17 protein-coding genes are annotated in these 21,795 nt (G+C 47.0%); 2 read left to right on the forward strand and 15 right to left on the reverse strand.

Translation table 11 applies throughout. From position 1 onward, the window contains the following. Window positions 1-15: 15 nt before the first annotated feature. The 14 genes from B9A91_RS08635 to B9A91_RS08700 form a co-directional block, all read right to left on the reverse strand. Window positions 16-837 (reverse strand): amidohydrolase family protein, encoded by an 822-nt coding sequence (locus B9A91_RS08635; protein ID WP_084237948.1) that lies wholly within the window; start codon window positions 835-837, stop codon window positions 16-18. After that, window positions 824-2,344, reverse strand: a complete 1,521-nt coding sequence (locus tag B9A91_RS08640; protein WP_084237949.1) for a PQQ-dependent sugar dehydrogenase — start codon at window positions 2,342-2,344, stop codon at window positions 824-826. Before B9A91_RS08640 ends, B9A91_RS08635 begins: the two co-directional genes overlap by 14 nt. Window position 2,345: 1 nt before the next feature. Next, a complete protein-coding gene (locus B9A91_RS08645) occupies window positions 2,346-3,518 on the reverse strand; it encodes a plastocyanin/azurin family copper-binding protein (protein WP_235012498.1) in 1,173 nt (390 codons plus the stop codon). A 15-nt stretch (window positions 3,519-3,533) separates the two neighbouring features. After that, window positions 3,534-7,703, reverse strand: coding sequence for a Rid family hydrolase (locus B9A91_RS08650; protein WP_084237950.1), 4,170 nt, complete (start codon window positions 7,701-7,703; stop codon window positions 3,534-3,536). A 192-nt stretch (window positions 7,704-7,895) separates the two neighbouring features. Beyond that, a complete protein-coding gene (locus tag B9A91_RS08655; RefSeq protein WP_084237951.1) occupies window positions 7,896-9,368 on the reverse strand; it encodes a RagB/SusD family nutrient uptake outer membrane protein in 1,473 nt (490 codons plus the stop codon). A gap of 11 nt (window positions 9,369-9,379) precedes the next feature. Next, window positions 9,380-12,685: a TonB-dependent receptor gene (locus tag B9A91_RS08660; RefSeq protein ID WP_235012499.1), complete on the reverse strand. Its 3,306-nt coding sequence runs from the start codon at window positions 12,683-12,685 to the stop codon at window positions 9,380-9,382. Window positions 12,686-12,865: 180 nt separating this feature from the next. Next, the gene (locus tag B9A91_RS08665) at window positions 12,866-13,993 is read right to left on the reverse strand and encodes a FecR family protein (RefSeq protein ID WP_144008885.1); all 1,128 of its coding nucleotides are present in this window, start codon (window positions 13,991-13,993) and stop codon (window positions 12,866-12,868) included. 57 nt (window positions 13,994-14,050) lie between these two features. Further along, a complete protein-coding gene (locus B9A91_RS08670) occupies window positions 14,051-14,602 on the reverse strand; it encodes an RNA polymerase sigma factor (RefSeq protein ID WP_084237953.1) in 552 nt (183 codons plus the stop codon). 111 nt (window positions 14,603-14,713) lie between these two features. Then, window positions 14,714-15,556, reverse strand: a complete 843-nt coding sequence (locus B9A91_RS08675) for an OmpA/MotB family protein (RefSeq protein ID WP_084237954.1) — start codon at window positions 15,554-15,556, stop codon at window positions 14,714-14,716. An 82-nt stretch (window positions 15,557-15,638) separates the two neighbouring features. Continuing rightward, complete coding sequence (locus tag B9A91_RS08680) at window positions 15,639-16,301, reverse strand: DUF2461 domain-containing protein (RefSeq protein WP_084237955.1); 663 nt, start codon at window positions 16,299-16,301, stop codon at window positions 15,639-15,641. Then, window positions 16,298-16,696 (reverse strand): DUF983 domain-containing protein, encoded by a 399-nt coding sequence (locus B9A91_RS08685; protein WP_084237956.1) that lies wholly within the window; start codon window positions 16,694-16,696, stop codon window positions 16,298-16,300. Before B9A91_RS08685 ends, B9A91_RS08680 begins: the two co-directional genes overlap by 4 nt. Further along, window positions 16,680-16,934: a hypothetical protein gene (locus B9A91_RS08690; RefSeq protein ID WP_084237957.1), complete on the reverse strand. Its 255-nt coding sequence runs from the start codon at window positions 16,932-16,934 to the stop codon at window positions 16,680-16,682. The genes B9A91_RS08685 and B9A91_RS08690 overlap by 17 nt, the downstream gene beginning before the upstream one ends. A gap of 29 nt (window positions 16,935-16,963) precedes the next feature. Further along, window positions 16,964-17,254 carry a helix-turn-helix domain-containing protein gene (locus B9A91_RS08695; RefSeq protein ID WP_084237958.1) on the reverse strand — a complete coding sequence of 97 codons (291 nt, stop codon included), beginning with the start codon at window positions 17,252-17,254 and terminating at the stop codon, window positions 16,964-16,966. Between the two features lie 2 nt (window positions 17,255-17,256). Beyond that, the gene (locus B9A91_RS08700; RefSeq protein WP_084237959.1) at window positions 17,257-17,598 is read right to left on the reverse strand and encodes a type II toxin-antitoxin system RelE/ParE family toxin; all 342 of its coding nucleotides are present in this window, start codon (window positions 17,596-17,598) and stop codon (window positions 17,257-17,259) included. A gap of 332 nt (window positions 17,599-17,930) precedes the next feature. Between B9A91_RS08700 and B9A91_RS08705 the strand changes: the two genes are divergently transcribed. Next, window positions 17,931-18,704, forward strand: a complete 774-nt coding sequence (locus B9A91_RS08705; protein WP_235012500.1) for a helix-turn-helix domain-containing protein — start codon at window positions 17,931-17,933, stop codon at window positions 18,702-18,704. Window positions 18,705-18,770: 66 nt separating this feature from the next. After that, entirely contained in the window at window positions 18,771-19,175 is a 405-nt protein-coding gene (locus B9A91_RS08710) for a YciI family protein (RefSeq protein ID WP_084237960.1), read from the forward strand. Between the two features lie 74 nt (window positions 19,176-19,249). On the opposite strand, the gene B9A91_RS08715 is transcribed toward B9A91_RS08710, so the two are convergent. Next, complete coding sequence (locus B9A91_RS08715; protein ID WP_084237961.1) at window positions 19,250-21,691, reverse strand: TonB-dependent receptor; 2,442 nt, start codon at window positions 21,689-21,691, stop codon at window positions 19,250-19,252. Window positions 21,692-21,795 lie beyond the last annotated feature (104 nt).

Here is a 21,795-nt window from a genome sequence, read left to right on the forward strand (position 1 = left end):
GTGTTATTGTTTAGGTTAAAAATTCCTGCCCGATTTCCGGAGGATATTGTTGTAGTTCTCAAAAAATACCTTCCTTTTCCGGGCTTCATCCAGTCCGGATGAAATTACTTTACCAATACCCTGAAAATAAGAACCATCGCATCCAAAAAAGACGCGGTCCTCGCCCAGGGTCATTACAGCAAAATCTATCATGTTTTCTTCATTGTTGCTTCCTCCTGTATCTACATAAATATTAGGGTGATTTTTAAAAGCCTTGCAGGCATATTCCCAGTCGCTGCCCCCGCCAATATGCGCATACTGGAACATGGCCTCGGGGTATCTTGTGGCCATGTCCACAAAATCTTCAGGCAAAGAGATACCGGGGGTAGTCTGCACATCATATTTCATGCGGTAGCCGCCAACGCCAAGCTGGCTTTCGCCATGCACATGAATGATCATTTGATAAGGGATGAACTGTTCAATAACCGGATAAAACAGGGGATCATTTATTTTTACCTGGTTGTAGATTTTCATGCCGGTCATGCCCAGGTCTGTGCAGCGCTTAATTTCTTCGGCCGCTTCCTTAGGGAATGCAGGATGGATGGTGACCTGGCCTATCAACCTGCCGGGATACCTTTTCATCGCTTTCAACACCAGATCGTTATAAGCCCTGATCTCTTCAGGCCTGTCTCCCATCTTCTTAGCTACAGGCAGGGCTATAAAAAGCTTATCTATCCCCAGGGTATCGGCATAAGCGATCTGGGCCGCTGCCTGCGCATCCTGTGAATAGGCATTGGCATAGGCATCGATCTTCCTGTATTTTAAGGCTTCCTTCAATATGTCCTTACCTGTTCCCATCCGCAGGGTTTAATAGTTTATTGAGGGTATAGCAGATCAGCTTATTGGCCAGGGGCGTCCCCTCGTCTGAACTGATGCCCCCCAGTTTCAGTTCATAAACATAACCGGGCTTCAGGGCGCCCAGTTTCAGCGACACTTTTTTCTGATCGGCCGAAATGCTGATGCCGGTAACCGGGACCTCCTGCAGGTCTTGCTGCATGGTGTTGTCGGCGCCTTCATGCTTAACTTTCCGCTGGTATTTATAGAAATAACTTCTGAACTTATAATTTTCGGGGTTTGATGCTGCCGTTTTGTTTAGGGGCTGGGTAAAGGTAAGGTCGAAGCCATCATTGGTCAGCTTCATGGTATAGACATCCATCGGGGGCTTGTTGTTAAAAACGATGCGCTGAATGCCGATATCGCCGCTCCATCCATAGGCAATCTGCCCTGTCCATAGGCTGCCATCGGGCGCAAAAGCCAAACGGTTGTTTCCTTTCCTTAAGCCATGTCCATCCAAAAATGGGATGCAGGCACCCTGCAGCTGTCCCTGCACTTTTTCAAGCATCACCCGTACAATCCTGTCGCGGTTCATCTCTCCCACAAACAATTGCCCGGCAAAGGGCCCAAATTTGCCCGCTGTAGCATCGCAAAGCGGCTGTGAAGGGGAGTTAGCCATAATGCCCTGCGGAAACAGCACAGCGGCTTTGGTACGCATGGCGTCCAGCTCCTTTATCGGCAGCGCCAGCGGACTCTTGCCTTTCCAGTCTTTTTGCCAGACCAGGCTGGCAGGGTGGCCGTAAAATTTGCCTTCCTCTACATGGTACAGCGTGCTGGTCTCTACCCAGTCGCTCTGGTTATCGGTTACAAACAGATTGTCCTCCAGGTCAAAGCCCAGGCCATTGGGCGAGCGCATGCCCGAAGCATAGGGATGCAGCCTGCCATCGGGACTAAGCTTCATTACCCAGCCCCTGTAGGGCACTACGGAGTACATTTCATAAAGCCCCTGCTGAAGATCGCGGCCCAGGGGGTTAAACCTGCCCCGCAGCTCCTGGTTTACCGAGCCTCCCGGCGAAGCCGTATTGAGGGCAATGAAAAGATTGCCCTTCTTGTCGCGCGCCGGACCATAATTGAATTCGTGGTAGTTCCCGGAAAGGCCAAAATCATCGGTCATGTTTTCATACACATCGGCCCTGCCGTCCCCATCGGTATCTTTAATGCGCGTAAGTTCAGGGCGCTGCATCACCACCAGCTCTGAATTGCTCAGCGCCAAAACACCCAGCGGTTCGTGCAGGCCATCGGCAAATACGCTCCAATGCTTTGTTGCCGGATCGTAGATCATCACTTCCCCACGGATAAAGCAGGCAACCAGACGGCCGTCGGGCAGAAAATCGACCCCCCCTGTTTCGCTGGTCAGCCCCTCGGGCATGGTTATGGTTTCTACGGTATAGGCTTCCTGTCCTTTCACAGCAAAAACACTTGCGAAAAACAGCAACAGGACCGTAGCCCCGCTAATGCTTACTGACCTCATATCAACGTCTTTTTTTATTGTAAACCAATGGATAACTGGTAATGGTGACCGAAAAATCGCGGGCCTGCTGCGGACTGAGCTTTAGCTTATCCTTTTCCCAAACACCAGAGGAAGCCTCGTAGGTTTCCGATTCGTTGCTGATGCCGCAGGCCAGCCATACCGTTTTACCTGCATCGGGGATGCGGAACTTACGGATCAGGCCCTTCCCGTCTTCCTTAGGCAAAATCAGCTCGTAGACATCTGTGCCATTCAGGGTGTAGTGAAATTCAGGGTATTTGTTGACCAGGCGGTAGCCTTTATAAGCTGCAACCGGGATTTCATCGGCCTTGCCGATGCGCAATGGGCTGCTCATGATTTCGCGGTAAAAGATGGTACCGACAATTTTCGCCACGGCATCGGCATGGCCTTTCCAGATGCCGGTATTGTCTACAAAACCACCCTTCCAGGCATACCTGAGCCGGCATAAGCCTGCATCCCAGCAGTACGACAATTCCTGGGGCAGGCTTACGGCTATGGCAGCCGGCCCGGCATCTTCCATAAAAATGCGGTACAGGTATGGGGCAACGGGGGTATAGGGATGATTGGCCTGCACTTTTTTGGGTTCCGCCATTTTATGCATGTCGTGCTGATTGTGCATGTCCTGCGAAGCCGCAGCAGCGACCTGCTCTTCCTGCCTTGAAGGCGGAATATTAGGGTCTGTTTTAATGTCGGGCATCTCCCCTCCGGCGTTTACATACATCACCCCGTACATCACAAAGCCATGGCCCGGAAAAGTGCAGACATAAGGGTAAGCCCCTGCCTTTGCCGGTGCTTTAAATGTGAGCGACCTGGTCTGATCTGGGGAAACCACGGGGATAGACCAGAGCACATCGGCCGATTTGGGTACATAATTCATTGCAGGCCCTTTTTCTTCAAGCTGCAGGGCTGCATTGACCACATTTACCCTGGCGCCCGGTTTGGTGATGAGCAGGTTGTGGCTCATGTCGTCTGTATTGGTAAAGTTCAGTTTCACCGCCGCTCCGGGCTTTACGGTAAAGCGCACCACATCGTACTGCAGGCCCGGAAGCACTTTCAGTTCAATTACAGTTGGCGCTGCAGCTGCCGGTTGCCCCATACCGTATTTTACCTGCAGTACGAACAAGAGCAGCATTATCATTCTTTTGGCTAAACACATATGTTTCTGTTTATTTTATTTTTCCTTAACCACACCAATCATGTCCATACAAAGCTCCTTGCCCGGTATGCCTACGCCCTTCACTTTTGCTTTTGATGCCGCGGGCGGACTTTCCGGCTTGTAATATTTCGGGCGGATGGTGTTCAGGTCATTACTGGCGCTGTCGGTCACCACATAATAGGTGGCCTTGGCCAGATGGTCAAAATCAGTCCCTGCCTGGCTTAAAATCCCCGACATCTCCTTAAAAATAGCTGCCGATTCATTTGCTGCCTCCTTACTGGTTTCGCCGTACAGCGACGAGAGGTATACCTTACTGCCATAGTTGATCCGAGCAACCTTGCTGTATACCGGCGAGGCAGTCATCCCCGTGGGCGTAATGAAATCCAGCTGCGTTTGCGGTTTACTTAAAGCCTGCGGAACCCGGGCAATCAGTTCAATTTCTATCAGCGGCTTTTTACTGGTCCATTCTACATATACCGCAGGCGGAAGGGTATGGCCTTCAAAAAAAGCAGCCATTTCCTTTTTTACCAGGTCAATATCTGCCGCCGGACAAATGAAGGACTTGATCTGAACCACGTCGCTCTTTTTCAGGCCTAGGTATTGCAGGGTAGAATCCAGCTGCTTCAGGGTTGCACGTGCTGCCCCGGCAATCTCTCCGTTTGCGGCCTGACCGGACACATATACAACACCAGCCCCTGGCAAAACGGCAACCTGGGACTGGTGAGGGGGAGCTGCAGATAAATCAGAAACACCTATGGCATCAACTGCAAAAAGTGCTTCAGAAGGGATGATATCTCCGGTTACCAGACTTACAGCGGGTCTTTTACCGGCTTTAAAACGATTACTGATGTATTTCCTGAATTCAGGGATGAATTTGTCGTCCGCAACACAAACATGGAGTTTAACGGCCCTGTCAAGACCAGAGCCCCCTGTTTTTAAGGCGCGGTCTACATTGTCGAAAACCTGTTTCAGTTGCAGGCCCGGGTTGGCTTTGCCTATAATTTTACCCTTTTGGTCTGTAGGCAGCAGCTGTGTGGTATGTGCCAGTGGGCCTTCGCCTGCCACTACGGCCAATGCGCCGCCTGTATGTCTGGAATTGCCGATGTATTGCATAGTAGATTTTGGTTTGGTTGATATGGGTTCCCAGCGGGCATGTGAAGTCACTTTAAATGCGGCACCTTCGTCGAAATCGTAAGTATACCTGCGCGTTGTCTGCCCGGCACCTTTTTCTCCCGTAACGGTGCTGTAATCGGCCACAAAAGTTATCGGCCCACAATCAACACGGGTTAAATTTCCTTCCCTGGTAATGTTTTTGATGGTATAGCAGGCGTCGCGGTTGCCTTTGGTTGCTACAATGAGCTGCTCTCCTGTCAGGCTGCCATCAGCAGGTAATGCGGTATCTACCAGCAGCCATCCGCCCCCAGCCAGGCCCTTGTTCATTTTCAGCACTTTACCTGTAAAGGCACCTTCAGATTTCAGCTCCAGCTGATCATATTTCAGCAGGCTGCCATCTATTAGAATTCCTTTAACGGGTTTTCCTGCCTTTTCTTTGATATAGCCCAGCTTACCCTTCAGCAGCATGCCATTATCCAGTTGCAAGGGCTTTTCCCCATCCGGGTTATACAGGATGTAATCCATTTCACCATTCAGCAGCGCTATCTTTAAAGCTACCTGATTGCTCTTTCCGTCGTCCAGCCTTTTCAGGGATTTCAGGAAAGGGTTGTTCTGATAAGGCTCCAGCACCGAAACAAAATTGCTGTTCAGGTTTTCACCCTGCCGGTGCATCAACACATAACCCAGGGTTTTGGGGTTGCCGGGCTTGTTTTGCGGCGGGTCACCATCGGCAATGGCCACATCCTGTGCGGCGCTTAGCGCATGCATGCGCAGGTGCGTATCCTCTCCGGCTTTCATGCCCCGGTAGGAAGGATCTACTTTCCAGTCGACCATAAATTGCCCAGGCGGCTGCTTATCCCTTTGCACATTGTACAGGTGGGCATATCCAATGGGCGTATTTCCGGCCAAAACGCCCTTCGGCACATCTTCACCGGCATAACTGCCTTTCTCCTGCTTTTTCAGCTCCAGTCCGGCCGTAGTTACTGTGCCCGGAGGGCCGTGAAAGCTGTACACATGGTCATGACCTCCGCTTACCCGGAATACATCCAGAACATAAGCATTGCTGTCGGCATCCCCGCCCATATCGGGCGCTCCGCCAATCAGCAGCATCGTGCGTGTATATTCCTTTACCGAAGGGTATGCGCTGCTGCCGTCCAGCTCAAAGGCACCAAAACCTTTAAGCTGTTTAAAAAGACGGGTATGTCCGCCCCAGCCCTCTTTCTGCGGTTGTTTGTTCACATAAACCAGGTTATGGGAGATGGTGCTTCCTGTCCATTCGTTATTGCTGGGCCAGCGGGTGGCATATTCGGGGTAGCCATGGTCGGGCGCCATCCATTTGCCAAAGGCAAAGAGATCAAAGTTGAGCAGGTCGGGATGTGCATGTTTGATGGTACGGCCATAGTTGCTGGCTATCGCAGTGCCTTGCATGCCTGTTCCGGCCTCGAGTGTGGCCAGACCAAAGCCGCTCATCAGATTGCCCCTGTTGGGGCCTGTTGCCGCCTGCAGGGCTACACGCTCAATCTCCTGGCCCAGTAGTTCCGGGTTTTCCGCAAAAATATCACGGCCAAGTCCCTTTGCGGTGTTGCCATTTGCACGATAAGCGGCCAGCGCCATTTCAGGATCGCGCGTTTGTGCATAACCCAGGGCAATAAAATCCGGGCTGACTGCCCCTTTGGAAACCAGTCCGGTTGAGCCCGAATCGCCAATATTAGGTACAGCTACACCCAGCACTGCCATGCGGTAGGCCGTCATAAAGGCTGCGCTGAATTGGGGAAGATCGCGGTAAATATGGTGTTTGGTGTAAGCCGGATAGCCGGCCAGTGTTTGTGCCAGCTTAGCCACCAGGTTACCCCACATAAAGGCATAGCCCGGGGCGCCCTCATCTGATGTGCCGTCGCGGTCAAAGTTACGGATCATGAGCCCCGGAATATCGCCCCCTTCAGGCGCAAAAAGCCAGTCGAGCCAGGCTGTTGTTTCCGGGTTGCTGTTCAATGCAATGGCGCACCTGGCCACGCTCAGCTGGTGCATGCCCTGGTTGCCATATACGCGGTGCGATACAACAGCTTTAAACGCTGTACGCAGGATGCCATCGTCTACATTCTTTACCAAAAGCGCACGTGTTCCCTTTGCCTTTCCCAGCTTGTATTTTTTAGATTGTTGTGATAAAAACGTGTAAAGAGCGGGCTGATCAGCGGTTCCGCTCAGGATCTTATCGTAGGCATCAGCAAAATTCTGCACTACGTTTGTTTCCCATATGGCGCCTTCAATTTTGCCCACGTTCCGTCCTCCGTCTGAATGGTACCAACCCCTGTCGGCATAGGGCTTCCAGTCCATATCCGGATATACGTCGGCAATCCTGTCCAGCAATATGGCGGCCTTGGCAGCATAACGTTTATCGCCCGTATATAAAAAGGCATCTGCGAGGACCCGCAGGCCATCGCCTATTTCGTCCCAGTATTTCCAGGTATAATAACCAATAAACTTATAGCTGCGCCCTTCGGCATTGATATAGCCAAAACCATCGTCTACCCCGTATTTGTGCAGGGGATCTTTGGGGTCCGGGTGTGCCGTGTTATACAGTAAGCGCCTGTCGCCCTTTGCCGGGTTAAAAAGGCCCCGTTCATCAATGGCAGTTTTATAGTATTTCCCGAAATCGTTGGTCGGGAAAACGGCCTGACAGGATGGGCAGGTCAGTTTCCAGGGCAGTTTTTCAAAATCGGGGTTATAGGGATAATTGCCATAGCGGGAAATTTTGTGGCCGCATTCCAGGCAGCCCAGGAATTTCGGTCCTTTGGTGAGGCGGTCGAACGTCACGTCAATACAGCGGGGCAGGTCCTGACCGGGCACCATCTCCCACAACACTTCATCAGATTTTGCCAGCCATTTTGCAGCCCTTGAAATAACGGCATCACGCTGCTTTCGCGCCCATTCGTAACGCCCGCAGTTGGCCCTTAAATTGGCGATCTTATCTTCAGTATAAAAACCGCCGTAAATCCGGTTGGCATAGAGCCCGGTAGTCCACAACAGCCCGGCTGCCATGAACAGGTAAATCAATTTGAAATTCGGTTTCATTTGGTGTGTGCATTAAACTCCGTTAACGTTACCGAAAATAATCATATAATTTTAAAATCCCTCATGATTTGCGTTTTTTCTTTTGCCATAAACATAGTTGGATATGTATTGTGTACGTAACCAAATAAAATCAGTCCCGATTTAAAGAGGCTGTACAAAAGCTTCATTTATACAGCCTCCTGTCCTGCAGCTCTAGTAGTCCTGGTTTTGCGCCAGCACACCTGGGTTATACACCTCAATCTGCCGTTGCGGTATCGGAAAAAGCACATAATGCGGCTTAGGCTGCAAAGTAAATTTCAGTGCGGTCTGCGTAGTCGGGTTATACCCCCGCTCTTCAAAAGCCAGCTCGCTCAATAACCTTCCGGTCCGCACCAGGTCAAACCACCTTTCATTTTCAAAGGCAAACTCCAGGCGCCGTTCCAGCAAAATCTTATCGGTAAAGGCCTCGGCCGTTGCAATATCAGCCGGCGTATAGTTTTTAGTGGCATTACCAAAGGCGCGGCTGCGGATCTTGTTGAGCTCTGCCAGTGCCAGGTCCGGACGGTTTAAGCCGTATTGCGTTTCGGCCAGCAGCAAAATGACATCGGCATAGCGCAAAACAGGCAGGTCTATTCCCGAGGAGTTCAGCAGGTGCTTCACCTCGTACTTGCTCACATGCGGAAACCATACCGTAGGCGAATTGGCCGGTGTGGGCGTTTTGTAAAACTCTGTAATGGAAGCGGCCTTGCGTGTATCGCCGGTTTCAAAAAGCTTGTGCAGATCCCATGAAGGGAATACCGATTCGAGGCCTGATGAGGCGATGCCGGTCTTACCGCCAAAAGGCAAAAATGCGCTGCTCAGTGTATGGCCGTTTGTCCCTTCTATGTATTTGATGGCAAAGATCAGCTCGGCATTGTCTTCGTTTTCCAGCTTCCAGAGGGAAGCAAAATCCGTTTGCAGGGCATAACCATAACCTGTCACCATATCCAGATAGGTTTTGGCATTGGGCCAGTCCTTCAGGTACACGTATACTTTGCCCAGCAAGGCTGCCGCTACCCCATTGCTAACCCGGCCTTTCGGCATATCTGCTTTTGCAGGCAAGGTAGCCAGGGCATCTTTAAGGTCGCTGATGATCAGATTATAGATCTCTTCCTTGCTGGCCCTTGGTGTAGATTTGGCTTCATTTATTTCCAGCAATGTAGTGACTTTGGGCACCCCGCCAAAAAGCCGCACCATATCAAAGTAAAAGAGTGCCCGCATAAATTTGGCCTCACCGGTAAGCTGTTCTTTTTGCTTTGCTTTATAATCCTTAGGGTTATCAATATTGGCCAGCACGGCATTGGCCCTGAATATGCCACTGTAGCTGGCTTCCCAGAAGGTGGCAAAGAGCTGGTTTGCCGAAGTGATGGCCATATTGTCTACATCATCGGCCCCGGCCGATAAGGTATAGGTTGTCCGGTAAAGGTTGTCTGTAGGCAGTTCCAGCAAAATGTAGTCTGTTGGTTTACGGCTCTGGTAGCTGCTGTATATGCCAATTACGGCCAGGTCTAGATCTTTCGCTGTTTTGTAATAATCGGTTGTAGTCAGCACAGAATCAGGCGTAATTTCGGTAAGGTCTTTATTGCAGGCGGTGATGTTCAGCGTAAGCAATACCGCAAGCATTTTTATATATCCATTTCTTTTCATGATGTGTGGCTTTAAAAGTTTACATTCAAACCCAGGGTATAAATTCTGTTGATCGGTTCGGAGCCTCCGTTATAGCCGGGCTTACTGTTCAGGCCTCCAATCTCGCCCTGCGTATAGCCTTCAGGGTTATAGCCATGAAAACCTTTCCTGGTAAGCATAAAAGGATTGCTGATGGAAGTATAGATGCGGAAGCTTTGCATGCGCAGCTTCTGGGCAATTGCCTTTGGCAGCGTATAGCCCAGGTTCAGGTTCCTTACAGCCAGGAAAGAGGCATCTTCTATATACACATCAGAATTGGCCTGCCAGGTAAGTTTACTTAAAGCAGCTCCGGGCATTTTGCCGTCGCCAGGCTCGGCGGCCGACCACCATTGGGTTTCTACCAGAGAGCGGCGCATTGCACCGGCAAGGGCACCCTGGTAATATTCATTTTCAAAATTATACATTTTGGCACCCAGGGAAGCCTGCATTACAATACTGAGGTCAAAATTTTTCCAGGAGAAATCGTTGACCATCCCCATAAACAGCTTGGGATGAAAGCTGCCCAGGATTACCCTGTCGGATGAGTTGATGGTCCCGTCTTTAACTACGTCCTCATATTTGGTATTTCCGGGCAGGGAACCTGCCAGTACCGGCGAGTTTGCCACATCATTGGCATCCTGCAATACACCTATGGATTTAAAGCCGTAATACGAGAACATGGGCTCTCCCACGCGCAGGATCCAGCTCATGCCAAAGGTATCGGTATTGATGCGCTCGTTTACACCACCCAGACTTACCACCTTGTTCCGGTTGCGGGTAAGGTTAAAAGAGGTTTCCCATTTAAAGGCACCGGTTAAGTTTTTGGTGTTGATCTCCAACTCTATCCCCCTGTTGTTTACTTCCCCGGTGTTCCTGAGGGAAGTGATGAAACCTGTAGTTGCCGGTATAGATTCCAGGTACAATAAGTCGCTGGTGTTTTTGTTGTAATAGTCAAAAACTATATTTATACGGTCACGAAATAGACCAAGCTCCATTCCCACATCATAGCTCCGGTTTTCTTCCCATCTCAGGTCTTTATTCCCAAAAGTTGTTTGCGCCTGGCCTTTGGTAAGCACGCCGTTTGGCGCATAATACACATCGCTTATTCCACCCAGGTAACCAAAATCAGGAATGTTAAAATTACCCGTAACGCCATAGCTGGCGCGCAGTTTTAAATTGCTGACCAGCTTGTTCTCTTTAAAGAAATCTTCTTTGGAAACGCGCCAGGCTACAGAAGCCGAAGGGAAAAAGCCCCATTTGTTGTTCGGGGCAAACCTGGAACTGCCATCTGTACGCATAGAGGCGGCCAGCAGGTACTTCTCCTTAAAATCGTAATTGATCCTGCCGAAATAGGATGCCAGCCCCCAGCTTGTTTTGCTGGTACGCGTAAGTGTTGGCGAAATCACCGCGTTGTTCAGTGTTTCTATCACATCGTTGCTAAAGCTGCCGGCAACAATGCCCATGGCGGTAGCACGTGTCTTTGATTTCTGAAAAGAAGCACCCAGTATACCGCTCAGGCTATGCCCTCCGCTAAAGCTTTTGTTGTAGCTCAGCACGTTCTCGTTGATCAGGTTAAAGTTCCGGGTATCGGCTGCCGATCCGGTGGCGGCATTGGTCGCATTTCCAAAGGCACTCTGGTACACATCGTTGGTGGTATAGGTGATGTTGGCACCTACAGAAGACCTCAGTTTTAAGCCTTTCAGAATATCCAGGCCAACATATATTTCGCCAACGTTGTTCATGGCATTGGTGTAGTTTTTAGTGGCATCCAGCACCGCCATAGGGTTCAATCCGCCTGTAACCACAATGCCCCAGTAGTCGCGGGCCTTGGGATAGGTACCATCCGGGTTTTTAACCGCTACAAAAGGCGGGTACTTGACCATGGCCTCAATGCCCAGCCCCAGGTTCCTGCGGTTGTTATAATTAGGGCTCAGCATAAAGCCCATGTTCAGTGCGCTGTTTATTTTAAGGTCTACATTGGCGCGGACCGCATAACTGGTATAGGCTGTATTCCTGATCGTTCCCCTTTCATCTTTAAATGTACCGGAAACATAATATTTTGCATTTTCACTGCCCCCCGAAACAGAGAGGTTATAGTTTTGTATGGGCGCAGTTTCCAGTACCTCCTCCTGCCAGTTTACATTGCCTTCTTTGATCACGGGGTTCACCTGGTAGGCCGCAGGCCGCCTGGCATCGCCCCATACCGGAATGCTTGGATCCCCTCCTGCCCATACATATTCCCTGTTCTGGTAGCGCACTACATAATCGTAATATTCCTGCCCGCTGATCCAGTCGTCGTGCCCCATAGCTTTGGCAATACCGGTATAGGCATTAAAGTTCAATTGCGGCTTGCCTGCCTTTCCTTTTTTGGTGGTGATGATGATTACCCCGCCCGAGCCGCGTGAACCATAAATGGCAGCCGAAGAAGCATCCTTTAGAACTTCCATCGACTCTACATCGTTCATGTTCACATTATCCAGGCTTCCCCCCGGGAAACCGTCTATTACGATCAGCGGCTCATTTCCCGCATCCAGTGATGAGGCTCCCCTGATCCGGATTATGGGTGCTTCGCCCGGCCTTGCCCGCGTGGTTGAAATGTTGATCCCAGCCATACGCCCCACCACTGCGGTTTCAAAGCGCCCTGCCGGGATCTGGTCCAGGTTCTTATTTTCGATCTTCGAAATGGCGGCCGTAAGCGAACTTTTTTTAACCGTACCATAACCCACCACTACCAGCTCTTCCAATGCTGTGGAATCCTCCTTTAATTTTACGTTAATGGTAGCCTGTTTGTTTACCGCAACTTCCTGGGTGGCATAACCAATGAAAGAAAACACCAGTGTCCCGTTTTCAGGTGCATTGATGGCATATTTCCCGGATATATCGGTAGATATCCCTGCATTGCGCCCTTTTACCCTCACACTTACACCGGGGATGCTAATCCCCTTTACATCCGTAACTGTGCCTGTAACCTTCATATCGGCCTGCTGCGTAAGGGGCTTTTCGCCTTTAAATTCCTTGATGATTACGGTTTTCATCAGCACCTCATAAGTAAAGGGCTGTTCCTTAAAACACAACTGCAAAACTTCGTGTATATCCAGGTCCTTTACATTCAGGTTTACATTTCTGGCGCTTTTTAAACTCTTCTGATTGTACACAAAACTATAGCCGCTTTGCTTCCTGATTTCCTTTAAAACCTCGGTAAGCGGCACATTTCTGCTCACCAAAGTAATTTTCTGGGCATAACCAGCGGCATGTACATGCATCAGGGCCGTTAAGAGTAAAATCAATGTCAGCTTCATTACTAAAAGAAATTTATAAAATACCGGGCAGCCTGCACCAGGCAAGTGTAATAGATTAAATTTCATACATTTGAATAATTTGAGTGGTGAATATTGCTTGTTATCAATCAATGGGCTCCATTTTCCGGGAGCGCTCGACCCGCTCCCGGTTTTTTACCTCCATTGTATGGTGTGGTAGGTTTACATGACTATAATTTTCCTCCCTTCAATTTTAAAGTGAATGGTTCCTGTTGCTTCCAGTATTTTGAGCACCTGCGATACATTTTCAAACTTAGATATGGTGCCCCCAAAATTTTCGCTGATCTGTGCATTGGCATAAACCACTTCCACCCCGTACCAGCGCGATATTTTTCGCATTACGCTATGGATCTCTTCGTTGTCAAAAATGAAATAGCCGTTCTTCCAGGACACGGCTTCTTCTATGTCCACTTTAACCACATCCATCTGGCCGGTACTGCCCGATAAGCGGGCCTGCTGTCCGGGTTTGAGCATTGCAGTCTGGCCATGCGCCCCTTCCCTTACCTTCACACTCCCTTCCAGCAGCGTTGTTTTAATTTCGGCTTCGTCGTCATAGGCATTCACATTAAAATGCGTACCCAGCACTTCCAGCTGCTGCCTGCCCGACTGGACTTTGAACGGCCGTTTCTTATCCTTTGCAATTTCAAAATAAACCTCGCCCTTTATCGCTACGCTTCGTTCCGTCTGGCCAAACGCGATGGGGAAGCGGATGGAAGAGCCTGCATTGAGCCAGACCTTACTCCCATCGGCTAGTACCAGCTGGTATTGTCCGCCAAGCGGGGTGCTGATGGTGTTGTAGGCCGGCTGTTCATCAGCTGCCAAAGGCGCAACCGCCTTCATATGGTAAACTGACTCCGGCCCTGCGCTGTCCAATGTGACCTGCGAACCGTCTGCAAGTGTTAAGACCGCCTTATTGCCCCCAGGCCCCACATCATGAGCAAGAGCAGGCCTGGCCGTCCTTTTTAAGGGCTTTTCTGCAGGGCTTTGTATGTAAAAAAATAATGCAGCAGCGGAAACTATGGCCGTAAATATTGCCGCAGCCTGCCAGCTCAAAAAGATGTTCCTGCTTTTGCGCTCCTGATCAGGCGCCCTATGCCTGGCTATTTCCTGTAAAACCTTACCGTATATTGCATGTTGTACTTCGTCTTTTACGCCCATAGTATTTTCGTTCCAGCCGCGCTCCTTTTCCTGCAGGGCATCATAATGCTCCGCTAAGCGTCGCCCTTCTTCGGTGCTGAGGTTTCCTTTCAGGAACCGCGCTGCCAGATGTTCAAATTCTTTTCTGTCCATGGTTGTAAACTGTAAGTACCAGATACAGGCGCTTACCCCCAAAAGGAAATAAAAAAATTAAAGCGGGGATGCACTCCCTAGTGCAAAGCGGATCCGGCGCAATGCAATGGTGAGCTGATTTTCTACAGTTTTTGGGGATATACCGAGGCGTACGGCCACTTCTTTGGTAGAAAGATGGTCTTTTCTGCTTAAGTTAAAGACATCCCTGCATTTGGCCGGGAGCTTAGCCACGGCCTCGTCCAGCTGCCGCTGAAAATCTTTGGTCATCAGCAGGCTGTCGGTATCGGCTACAAAAGCCGGCGGGGCCTCCATGGTATTTATTTTGGCCCTGGCTACCGGAAGTGCTTTAAACACCTGGTATTTGACACAGGTATACAGCCAGGCATTTAAGGAAGCGATTTCATTTACCGAGCGTTTTATCCAGAGCTGAACAATAACCTCCTGCACAATGTCTTCGGCAATTTGCCTGTCGCGGATGATGTTATAAGCCTGCAGGTACAGTTTAGACCAATACCGCCCATAAATTTCGGCCAGTGCAGCTTCATCGCCCTGCTGTAATAGATAGAGCAGCTGCCGGTCGGTCAGGTTGGTATACACAGGTTTAGGCATCAGATATTGGTTACGTACCCGAATATAAAAAAACAAATGCTATAAAACAAAAATGAGTTGACTAAAAGCGTTTTACACTTTTGGTCAACTCATTGCAAAGGTTTTAAGGGCTTACTGCTTAATCAGGTCGTACAACTCGTCCAGTTTCGGTGAAAGCACAATTTCGATCCTTCTGTTCTTGCTGCGGCTTTCGGCACTGGTATTTGGCCCCAAAGGCTGGTATTCGCCTTTACCTGTTGCGGTCATGCGCACGGGCTGTACCTTACATATTTCGGTCAGGAACCTTACTACCGAAGTAGAGCGGAGCACGCTCAGGTCCCAGTTGTCTTTGATCTGCCCAAGGTTGGTAATTTTCTGCGAGTCGGTATGTCCTTCAACCGCTATATTAATCTCGGGCTGCTGCTTCAGTACATCGGCCAGCTGGGTTAAGGCCTGCTTACCTTTTTCGTCAATAATGATACTTCCCGATGGGAACAGCAGCTTGTCTGTCAGGGAAACATATACCTTACCATTTTTGATCTCAACCGTTAAGCCGTTTTTGGTAAAGCCGAGCAGGGCCTGCTGCAGTTTTTCTTTCAGTTTATTGGTGGCTTCATCGCGTTTGCGCAGAATCTCTTCCACTTCTTTCAAACGCTGCTCACGTTTCTTCAGATCTGCCGATAGCTTATTGATCTCGTTGGAGCTGTTGCTGCGCAATTTGGAGTAATTGTTGTCCATCTCGGAGTATCTGCTCTTCATGTCGTTCAGCGCACTGCTCAGGCCGGTTGTATCTTTCCTCAATTTGGCGATCAGGCTTTCCAGGTTTTCATTCATGAGCTGCGACTGGGTCCAGCCATTGCTTAAGGAATCCTGTTTGGCCAACAGGGCTTTATATTTTTTGGGCGACAGCACCACACAGGAAGTAAATGCACTGGCCAGCAATGCAACAAATAAAAACAAACTGATTTTTTTCATTAGTGTTATTGGGTTTTAAGGATTATAGACCTGCAAACTGCCTTTTTCAGAAAGCAGGCAGGTCATTAGGTTTCATTCTGTGTTACTGATCAACAGCTTTCCTCAAAAATAGTATAAAGGGATATACACTTTCAAAAGCAGTTTTCAACTTATCCACGATTCCGGGTTTTAAGAAGTCTTCATCTTTCAAAGGATAGATTGCAATAAAGCTTTTCAGCTTCAGGAATTCAATCTGGGGATGGTCTGCCGGGTAACCCTTTGGCGCTGTTTTAAGGGTGTCTTCCCTGCTCAGCTGATACAGACGTTTGAAGTTTTTATCGTTAACAATTTCCAGGAACTCGGAAGTATTGTAATCAATTTCTTCCCTGATCTTTTTCAGCACTGCAGCTTCAGGCATCCAGAACCCCGCTGCAAAAAAACATTCACCTGGTTGTATGTGCAGGTAATAGCCTGCACTATGGATATCACTGCCTTTAAGGTTAAAGGAAATCCCAAAATTGTTTTTATAGGGGTCTTTATTTTTACTGAACCTTACATCACGATAAATACGCAACAGACATTTTTTTGCCGGGGTATCTATAGCAAACTTTGGATCTACAGCAGCAAGTTTGGGTATCAGCTGGTCAATCAGGGCCAGCACATCTGCTTTGGCCAGTTCATATCTTTCTTTGTTTTCAGCAAACCATTCCCTGTTGTTATTTTTTGCTACATCAGCAATAAAAGCTAGCGTGTCTGACTTAATCATGGCTTATCGTAATAGGCGTTGTACTTTATTTTTGGAGAAAGCCAATGTAGTAAAATCACTCGTGAATAGCGATAATTAAAAGGCGCCAAAAGTAAACATCCTGTAAAAATTACAGTAATGTATAGCCAAAAGGAGTCGAAATCGAGGTTTCCCCCGGAAAGCACATAAGTAGCTACAGCAAGCGTGATCATCTCTGCACAATTCATAGCATAGCTCACATACATTGCAGCATAAAAATAACCGGGCTCTATTTCAAAGCGCTGACCGCAATGCGGGCATACCTCGTTGGTACGCTGGATGTTGAAACCGTATAAGCTGCCGGTAAAGATGTTGCCACGACGGCATTGCGGGCATTTGCCATTTACAATGGCATAAAGCTTAGATGTTTTGCCCATAGCCGATGGTTTTTTTGCGGTATTTAACGTACCATAATATCCCAACACCGGTAATCAGCAGATAAGGAATGGCCAGCAGGTATAAAATTCCGTTGTTTAGTCCTTTACCCTGGGTATTGCCATTTTTAACGCTTTGCTCTGCGTTGACGCTGCACATGGCGCATTGTGCGCTGGCTGTATTGCTTACCGCAATGGCCGATAGCAATGTAAAAATGAAAACAAATGCGATCCTTTTCATGGCAGCAAATATAAGGAATTTTGTTGAGGCTATACTTCTATCGAAATGTTTACCCTACCACCAAGGCCTTTTTCCACGATGTCGAACAGTGTTTTAAGTGTTAAATTACTCCCATCGTTTTCTACTCTTGATATGTAGCTCCTTTTTTTATCTACAAGATCGGCCAGCTGAGTTTGCGTAAGGTGCTTTTCTTCGCGTGCTTTTCTTAAAAGCAAACCTATTTTAAACCCTTCTAATTCGCGCTCCAGTTCATCACGCCTTGGTGTACCTTTTTCACCGTAAACCTTATCTTTTATATCCTTCCAATTAGTCGTAGTCATAATCACAAATTCTTTTTATAATATTCGTTCATTAATTTAATAGCCCGGTTTAATTCTTCCTTCGGTGTTTTTTGCGTTTTCTTGACAAATCCATTTAACAGGATTACCAATCTACCTTTATCAAAAAAACAAAAGACCCTCCAGATATTAGCAGCCAGTTTGATGCGGACTTCATATAGCCCGTCTGTACCCTCTAAATATTTCAAATAATTTACCGGAACACGTTCCAGTATCTCAATAGCTTCAATTATTTTGAAGATCTTATCCTGAACTTTTTGTGGCTGTTCTTTTAAAAAGTCTTCGAAATAATTTTTGTAGGCAATAACCTCTCTTATTTTATTCATAGCAAAGGTAACTTATAAGTAACACACAAACAAATCATTTCTTACAAATGATGGATTACAAACAACCACAAAACGGAGTATCCACTGGTAAAAAATTTGAATTTTTCTAGAATCCTAGGCGATTCCGCAACCTCATTTAGCGGGCAAGTAAGGGCCTGAAAGCACCTTTGACCTGCCCTGATTATGCCTTAATTCTGCCTTTGTTCGGGAGAAAGGTACTTTTTAGGGGTAAAGGCGGCATAAGCCCCGAACAAAGGGGGAAGATGGGGCTATTTTATTTACCATTTTATTTAACTTTAGCGTGCCCAAACAGATAAAAAGTAACGGAAACAATGAAAATGGAAACGTATACGCCTGCTGCGCTATTAAGGCCATTCATTAAAGCCTATAAAATTATTGAAAGCGGAGATGAAAGGACCAACAGGGTTGTACCAAATACTTCATTTGCACTTGCATTTCGCTTTAAGGGGCAGATTTCCTCTATCGCAGATGGGCACAAAACAGCCTTGCCAGCCACAACGTTTTCAGGTTTGCGAAAATCTGTAAGACTTTTCAACTATGCGGCTCAGACATCGGCTTTAATTGTACAGTTTGAAGAAACAGGTGTCCTGGCATTTTTCAAACATCCGCTTCATGAGTTATTTGAACAAAGTATCTCGTTAGACAACTTCTTTCCGCAATCAGAGATTTCAATTGTAGAAGAGCGTTTAAGCGAAGCGCCAGACAAGCTTGCAAAAATTGCCATTGTAGAGCAGTTTTTATACAACAAACTATTCTATAATAAACCTGATAAGCTGGTTTTGGAAGCCATCAACAGCATTTATTCCAGCAATGGGATAATCAGGATCAGGGAATTGGCCAGAAGTTTATATATCAGCGATGATGCTTTTGAAAAACGGTTCAGAAAAGCAGTTGGAGCCACGCCCAAGCAATTTTCTTCCATCATAAAGCTAAAAGCCATTATTGACCAAAACACGGGCTCGGGCTCCTTTACTGATATTGCATTTGAACACGGCTATTACGATCAGCCACACTTCAATAAAGATTTTAAACTTTTCACTGGCCAGACACCGACAGAATTTTTCAAATCAGGCCTGTATTGGTAAATCAATGATTTTTTACAATGATCGGCTAAGCTGCAGCTTGATATTTGTATTAAAAAATTAAGCAAAATGAAATCAGGTTTATCAGCAGCAGTTGTGATTTGCATGGCCCTCGTAAGTGGAAAAACTTATGCGCAGAAACAGTACAGTCTACTGGTTAGGGTACCTAACACGTATACTATCGAACAGGTAAAATCGGCAGGCCCGCTATGGGACAAATTAATTGAAAAATGGAAAGCAGAGGGCGTTTATGTCCTGAGCTTTGCCTTTCCGGGAGAAAGTTATACGGTAACGGGAAATGTGAAGTCGGTAAAAAAAGAAACGGTTTTATCAGACAACCTTAAAGTAGTAAGCAATATTGTTCTCCGTGCAGAAAGCATGGAACAGGCTTTGGCACTTGCAAAAGCATGCCCGGTTCTTTTATATGGTGGAAAAGTAGAGGTAAGGGAAATCCCGAAGCCAGTAAAACCTTAGGGGCTCCGTATTGGGTGCAAATAACTGCCTTCATCTGGTTTATAGTTTATGTTGCTGCTCACCGTACAAAAAGGCTAAAAATAAACCCTGTACATCAAATTAGGGAACACAGACATCTGTTTCATATGGCCAACAGCGCCTGCTTCCCCCGGGTCGTAAAATTCCGTAAGTTTTGCCCTGCTATTTGTCACATTATCTATATTCAGAAAAATTTCGTGAGTTGCCCTTGGCTTATTTATCTTATAGCTAAACGACATTGTAATTTGGTAGATATCTTCAATATCCTTGTCATAGGCCTTACTATAATCATAAAACCTATTACTGGCAGGGTCTACTGCCAAGTTCCCATCCGAACCCCTCAACAACGGAATTATTTTTTTACCTCCGCCAAAAAAAGCTCTGCTGTTAAAGCTTAACGTCTTATTTTTTGCCTTGCCAAGTTTTGGGAAATCCTTACCAAAAAGAACATTTACAAGGTAGTTTCCATTGAACCGTGTATTACGTTCAATCCCATCAAGCGCCTTGTAGGTCGAGTTGTATACCGAGGCATTCAGAAGATAATAGAAATTCTTATTAAAGAAACGTTCAACAGTCAGTTCTACACCATAGTTTTTACCGGTTCCTTTGTTTACCAGATCCAGGTAATGGAAATCGAGCCCCTCATTAATAGTAGCAAATATATTATCCTTAGAATTTGCTACAGGCAAGTTGTAAAGATCCTGATAATAGGTCTCTAACTTAACCATCATATGCTTACCGAAACGTTTCTCGTACCCCAGCACAAAATGATGCGCTTTTAATAAATCAAGGTCTTTATTGGGCTCTGTATGACTTCCGTCTGGTAATTTTACCTGGGCATAATAATGATGAATACTTTCCATTGTGCTGTGCTTGCCATAGCCGGCACTTATAGCGCTGGTCTTATCCAGTTCCCAATTCAGCGAAAATCTTGGTTCGACCGTACTCCTGCTGAACAGCAAAACATTCATGTTTTGCACACCAAATACAGTAGTCAGCTTTTCATTAAATCTATACCTGAAACTGATGAAATTTCTAACCGTACTGATGTTTTCTTTGAAATTAACCAACGTAGACCTAACGTTCGAACTATCTTTGAACATACTCTGATTAAAATTGTAATCAAGCAAAGCATATTTAGAACCCGCCTGCAGCTTAAGCTTTGGACCCAGTTTGTTGTTGTAAGTGATCTCGCCCCGGTATGCCGATCTCCTCAATCTGCCATTAAAATTCAGCTGGTTACTTTCCGAAGTATCGGTTTTGAAATTCTCGAAAACATCATCATCAATACCCTCGCCCGAAAAAGACAGTCCGGTATTGATATAGCTGTTTTTATTTATCGTCAAGGTATGGTTCAGGCCCAAATTCGCAAGGTGCGAACCCTTATTGTAATCTTCAGCTATTTTGTTGGGCACAAACCTGTTTCCAGGTGTTTGCCACAAGGCAGGTGATACATCTTTAAACAAAAAATTGCTAAAACCTACCAGGCCAAAAATAGAAAACAGTCCAGCTCGCTCAGTAGGCAATACCACTTTAAAAGCAGCGTCCTGAAAATTTAATGTCCCGTTTAAACCATCAACCAGCCCAAGATCGCTTAACAACGAGATGGTAGAATAGCGGTAATTCACTAAATACGAACCTTTATAGCCCTTTTTAAATGGTCCTTCTATGGTTAACTCTGTGCCTAACGCACCCAGACCAAATGTTGACTCGAATTTTTCGTTGTTTCCCTGCCTTAATTTAACATCATACACACCAGACAGAACATCGCCATATTCTGCTGAAAAGGCACCTGTATAAAAGTCTGACGTGGCCAGCAAGTTATTATTTAGCGCACTAATAGAACCACCTACCGCACTTTGATCAGAAAAATGATTGGGATTTGTAATTTGCATACCCTCTAAACGCCATTGCATATACTTAGGAGAGTTCCCCCGCACAATAATATCATTGCTGCCATCCTGAGAACTGGTAACCCCGGCAAAATTAGACAAGATCCTTGAGGGGTCATTGAAACCGCCTGCATATCTATTCGTCTGTTCCGGAGAAACAGAGCGGCCGCTAACCAGGGTCATATCATTTAAGGGTTGCCCTTTGTTTTTATCGAAAGTTAGAACGATACCTTCCAGCTGAGCAACAGCTTCCTGCATGTTTATATTTAATACCGTCTCCTTGCCCGAATTCACCACAATATTAGGAAGTATGATTTTTTGGTACCCCAGGTTTGACACGTATAAGGTAATTCTTCCAATTGGCATATGGTCAAACCTAAAGCTCCCGTCTTTGCCGCTTAGTATAGCTTTTAAAGGGTTACTGCCAGCTATGGTTACGGTTGCGCCCGCTATAGGCTGTTTACTGTCCTGATCAGTAATTACCCCCCTCACAGTTTGATTGAAATTTTGGGAGAAGGCCGAGGTGCATAAGCAAAATAAAAGGAGCAGATTAAATGTAAAAGGACGTAAAATGGCAGGTGCAGGAGTGGTTTTTTTCTTTTGCATATCAATACTATAAATTGTTAAATGATACTGCAAAAGTAGATTGGCGAGATGCCAGAACTCGTTCACTTAAGTTAAGAAGCGTATCTCAACTTTTACTTTTTTCA

It is taken from the genome of Pedobacter africanus (assembly GCF_900176535.1).
Taxonomy (GTDB): domain Bacteria; phylum Bacteroidota; class Bacteroidia; order Sphingobacteriales; family Sphingobacteriaceae; genus Pedobacter; species Pedobacter africanus.

What these genes read in the sequence shown, in the direction of transcription:
- B9A91_RS08635 (WP_084237948.1), bottom strand. Translation starts at nt 837, where the DNA reads ATGGGAACAGGTAAGGACATATTGAAGGAAGCCTTAAAATACAGGAAG.
- B9A91_RS08640 (WP_084237949.1), bottom strand. Translation starts at nt 2,344, where the DNA reads ATGAGGTCAGTAAGCATTAGCGGGGCTACGGTCCTGTTGCTGTTTTTC.
- B9A91_RS08645 (WP_235012498.1), bottom strand. Translation starts at nt 3,518, where the DNA reads ATGTGTTTAGCCAAAAGAATGATAATGCTGCTCTTGTTCGTACTGCAG.
- B9A91_RS08650 (WP_084237950.1), bottom strand. Translation starts at nt 7,703, where the DNA reads ATGAAACCGAATTTCAAATTGATTTACCTGTTCATGGCAGCCGGGCTG.
- B9A91_RS08655 (WP_084237951.1), bottom strand. Translation starts at nt 9,368, where the DNA reads ATGAAAAGAAATGGATATATAAAAATGCTTGCGGTATTGCTTACGCTG.
- B9A91_RS08660 (WP_235012499.1), bottom strand. Translation starts at nt 12,685, where the DNA reads ATGAAGCTGACATTGATTTTACTCTTAACGGCCCTGATGCATGTACAT.
- B9A91_RS08665 (WP_144008885.1), bottom strand. Translation starts at nt 13,993, where the DNA reads ATGGACAGAAAAGAATTTGAACATCTGGCAGCGCGGTTCCTGAAAGGA.
- B9A91_RS08670 (WP_084237953.1), bottom strand. Translation starts at nt 14,602, where the DNA reads ATGCCTAAACCTGTGTATACCAACCTGACCGACCGGCAGCTGCTCTAT.
- B9A91_RS08675 (WP_084237954.1), bottom strand. Translation starts at nt 15,556, where the DNA reads ATGAAAAAAATCAGTTTGTTTTTATTTGTTGCATTGCTGGCCAGTGCA.
- B9A91_RS08680 (WP_084237955.1), bottom strand. Translation starts at nt 16,301, where the DNA reads ATGATTAAGTCAGACACGCTAGCTTTTATTGCTGATGTAGCAAAAAAT.
- B9A91_RS08685 (WP_084237956.1), bottom strand. Translation starts at nt 16,696, where the DNA reads ATGGGCAAAACATCTAAGCTTTATGCCATTGTAAATGGCAAATGCCCG.
- B9A91_RS08690 (WP_084237957.1), bottom strand. Translation starts at nt 16,934, where the DNA reads ATGAAAAGGATCGCATTTGTTTTCATTTTTACATTGCTATCGGCCATT.
- B9A91_RS08695 (WP_084237958.1), bottom strand. Translation starts at nt 17,254, where the DNA reads ATGACTACGACTAATTGGAAGGATATAAAAGATAAGGTTTACGGTGAA.
- B9A91_RS08700 (WP_084237959.1), bottom strand. Translation starts at nt 17,598, where the DNA reads ATGAATAAAATAAGAGAGGTTATTGCCTACAAAAATTATTTCGAAGAC.
- B9A91_RS08705 (WP_235012500.1), top strand. Translation starts at nt 17,931, where the DNA reads ATGAAAATGGAAACGTATACGCCTGCTGCGCTATTAAGGCCATTCATT.
- B9A91_RS08710 (WP_084237960.1), top strand. Translation starts at nt 18,771, where the DNA reads ATGAAATCAGGTTTATCAGCAGCAGTTGTGATTTGCATGGCCCTCGTA.
- B9A91_RS08715 (WP_084237961.1), bottom strand. Translation starts at nt 21,691, where the DNA reads ATGCAAAAGAAAAAAACCACTCCTGCACCTGCCATTTTACGTCCTTTT.